This is a genomic window from Sphingobium sp. (assembly GCF_003248505.1).
In the GTDB taxonomy this organism is placed as follows: Bacteria; Pseudomonadota; Alphaproteobacteria; order Sphingomonadales; family Sphingomonadaceae; genus Sphingobium.
In genome coordinates, this window is record NZ_QFOA01000154.1 from 1 (window position 1) to 2,773 (window position 2,773).

Annotated in this window: 3 protein-coding genes; all 3 read left to right on the top strand. The window is 59.4% G+C overall.

The genetic code is table 11. The annotated features are described in order from the left end of the window. Positions 1 to 306: 306 nt before the first annotated feature. Complete coding sequence (locus tag DI606_RS19955; protein ID WP_120252467.1) at positions 307 to 633, top strand: hypothetical protein; 327 nt, start codon at positions 307 to 309, stop codon at positions 631 to 633. 159 nt (positions 634 to 792) lie between these two features. Continuing rightward, on the top strand, positions 793 to 1,092 hold the full coding sequence (locus DI606_RS19960; RefSeq protein WP_120252468.1) for a CopG family transcriptional regulator: 300 nt from the start codon (positions 793 to 795) through the stop codon (positions 1,090 to 1,092). Beyond that, a partial coding sequence (locus DI606_RS19965; protein WP_293985740.1) for a type IV secretion system DNA-binding domain-containing protein occupies positions 1,089 to 2,773 on the top strand: 1,685 nt, incomplete at its 3' end. The genes DI606_RS19960 and DI606_RS19965, both read left to right, overlap by 4 nt.

Below are 2,773 nucleotides of genomic sequence, written 5' to 3' on the forward strand. Positions count from 1 at the left end.
GGACGCACGGCGCAAGGCCGTTTTGTAATGGACCCTACGCACGGGTGCTGCGGGCGCATTATGCCCTGAAAACATCGAGATAAGTCTGTATCACATGTCTCACGTCGAACCGGTGGGCTGTCGTACGCGGAACACCGGGCTCACACGGGGCCACATATCTTATTGAAACGACTTCGGGAATTTCGTGATACGCGTCGTACGCCATTGCGGATCCCAGAATGCTGTGACGCGGATCCGTTGGGGCGACGCCCGTTGAATCCTGGCCGAATTCATGGTCCTTTTGTCGCGGCAAGAAAGGATCGCGCCATGACGGAATTGAATGAGGAGTATATCAGCGATCTCCGCCGGGCGGTGGTCAAGGCCATCTGTGAAGTGTCGGCGCAAAGGCAACATGCCCCGGAAGCGGGCAAGGGGAATACTCTCTATATCGGGACAGCCGAAGTCTGTCAGATGCTCACGATTTTGCTGACCGAGTTTTTGGAGGGCGTCCCTGGTCTCGATACGCCCAGTGAGGTGCGGCGCATGTCGGACGTTGTAGTCAAGAAGATCAGACTGGGGATCGGCGAAATCCGTCGACACCGCGAGGAGACAGGCGGAACGCCGCCGCCGTCCATCATCATCAGAGGCAACTGATCAAGGCCGCCCAGCCTGTTTTCCTGTCGGCACATATCCTCAGCGCTAAATCTCTGGATCAACCTGGTGATAGGGCGGCTTGCGCCAATATTGCCATTCCGGTAATATGCGACCGCTTCATGATATTTTCGAAGGTCTCCAGATAAGGAGACCCTTCGCTTGCCCAAGCTTAATTTCCGCCTCGATGAATCGCTGCATGCCGCCTTGTTGCGCCGTGCGCTTGGCGCGAACCTGTCCTTATCGGGGTTCATCCGTCAGCTCCTCGAACAGGCGGTCGATGAGCGCAAGCGCTATGTTTTCTCCTCCCAGGATGAGATCCTCGCTACCTCGATCCAGATCCTATCGATAGTCGCGACATCCGTCGGCCAGCAATCCCCCGAAGCGCTGGAACAGGGCATGGCGCAAGCCCGGATTATCCTTGCCGAACGCGGACTGCTTGGCGGGGAGGATATCCCATGAGCATTTTTCGCAACGACACGCTGGGCTCCTGGACGCGCGGTGGACAGGCGATCGTCCACAATGTCCGAATGACGACCCAGGTCTTTTACCAGACCATATTGGCGGGCTTCCTCATCTGGATCATCGGCACGCTCTGGTATGCGTTCGAGAAGTCGACCGAGTATGAGCGGTTCGTTCTGGTCAAACTCGCCGAAGCCACGATCAAGGTGGATGCCGCCGGCGGGACCAATGATCCGGTGCAGTTTCGCACCCCCGACGGTCAGACCTACTGGACCTCGGCAGACTGGCTGGTTGCCTCCGCCCTCGCGAAAAAGACCCTCCATGCGTTCGAAGGCTATCTGCTGCATGGCGCACTGCTCTCCGGCCTGTTCACCCTTGTCATGCTCGCCTGGGCCTGGTTCTACTTCACCCGGACGGGTAGGGGCCTTGGCTCCAACGAATATCTGCGAGGGGCAAGGTTCGGCACGATCCGCCAGGTGAAACGCGCGCTATGGCGACAGACCAAGGGACCGCTGGTGATCGGCAATGTGCCGGTGCCTGAGGCCTATGAACCTGAGCATATCCTGCTGTGCGGGGCGCCGGGTACGGGCAAGACAAACCTCATCGTCGGCATGCTCGACGGCATCCGCAAATCGGGTCGGCGCGCCATCGTCTATGACACTGCCGGAACCTTCGTCGAGAAATTATATCGGCAGGGCACTGACATGTTGCTCAACCCGCTCGACCAGCGGGCGGCGCGCTGGTCACCCTGGGTCGATGTGCCACGCGATTATCATTACGACCAAATCGCGGAATCAACCATTCCCGACAAGCATGGCGATCCCTTCTGGGCGAAGGCGGCACGGGGCACCTTGGTTGCGGTCATGCGCAAGCTGGCGCGCCAGAAACATACCTATGTCTCGGTCCTCCTCGACCGTCTGCTGCGCTCGAAACTTAAGGACCTTGCCGCCTTCGTGACCGGCACCGATGCCGCCGCGTTCATCAGCACCGAAGGCGAAAGGACATCCGCCGGCATCCAGGCCGAACTTGCATCGGTCATGCGCAGTTTTGGTTATCTCGATGATACCGAGGACGGCTTCTCGATCCGCGACTGGGTTGAGAAAGGCGCAGACGGGAGCTGGCTCTTCATCACCGTGAAGGCCGACCAACTTCCCTCGCTACGCCCGCTCATCACCGTCTGGCTCGACATCGCAATTAGCGCCATCATGAGCCTGACGCCCGATCGCGACCGACGGCTTTATTGCGTGATCGACGAACTGCCGACGCTGCATAAGCTGCCGTCGCTCTCGGACTTTCTCGCCCGTGCCCGCAAATACGGCGGCTGCGGCATATTGGGCTTCCAGTCCTATCCCCAGCTCAAGGCCACTTACGGCAAGGACGATGCGGCTGCGATCACTGGCTATTGCTCAACCTGGGTGGCGCTACGCGCGAACGACACGGATACCGCCGAGCATGTCTCAATCAACCTCGGTCAGGTCGAACAGGTCGAAGCCAATGAGGGCATGTCCTATGGGGTCAACGACATGCGCGATGGGGTCAATCTGTCGCGGATGCAGGTGACGCGGCCACTGGTCATGTCGACCGAGGTCACCAACCTGCCCAACCTGGTCGGCTTCCTGCGCTTCGGCCGCAATTTGCCCGTGGTGCGGTTCGATAGCCGGTTCAACAACGTACCATCGTT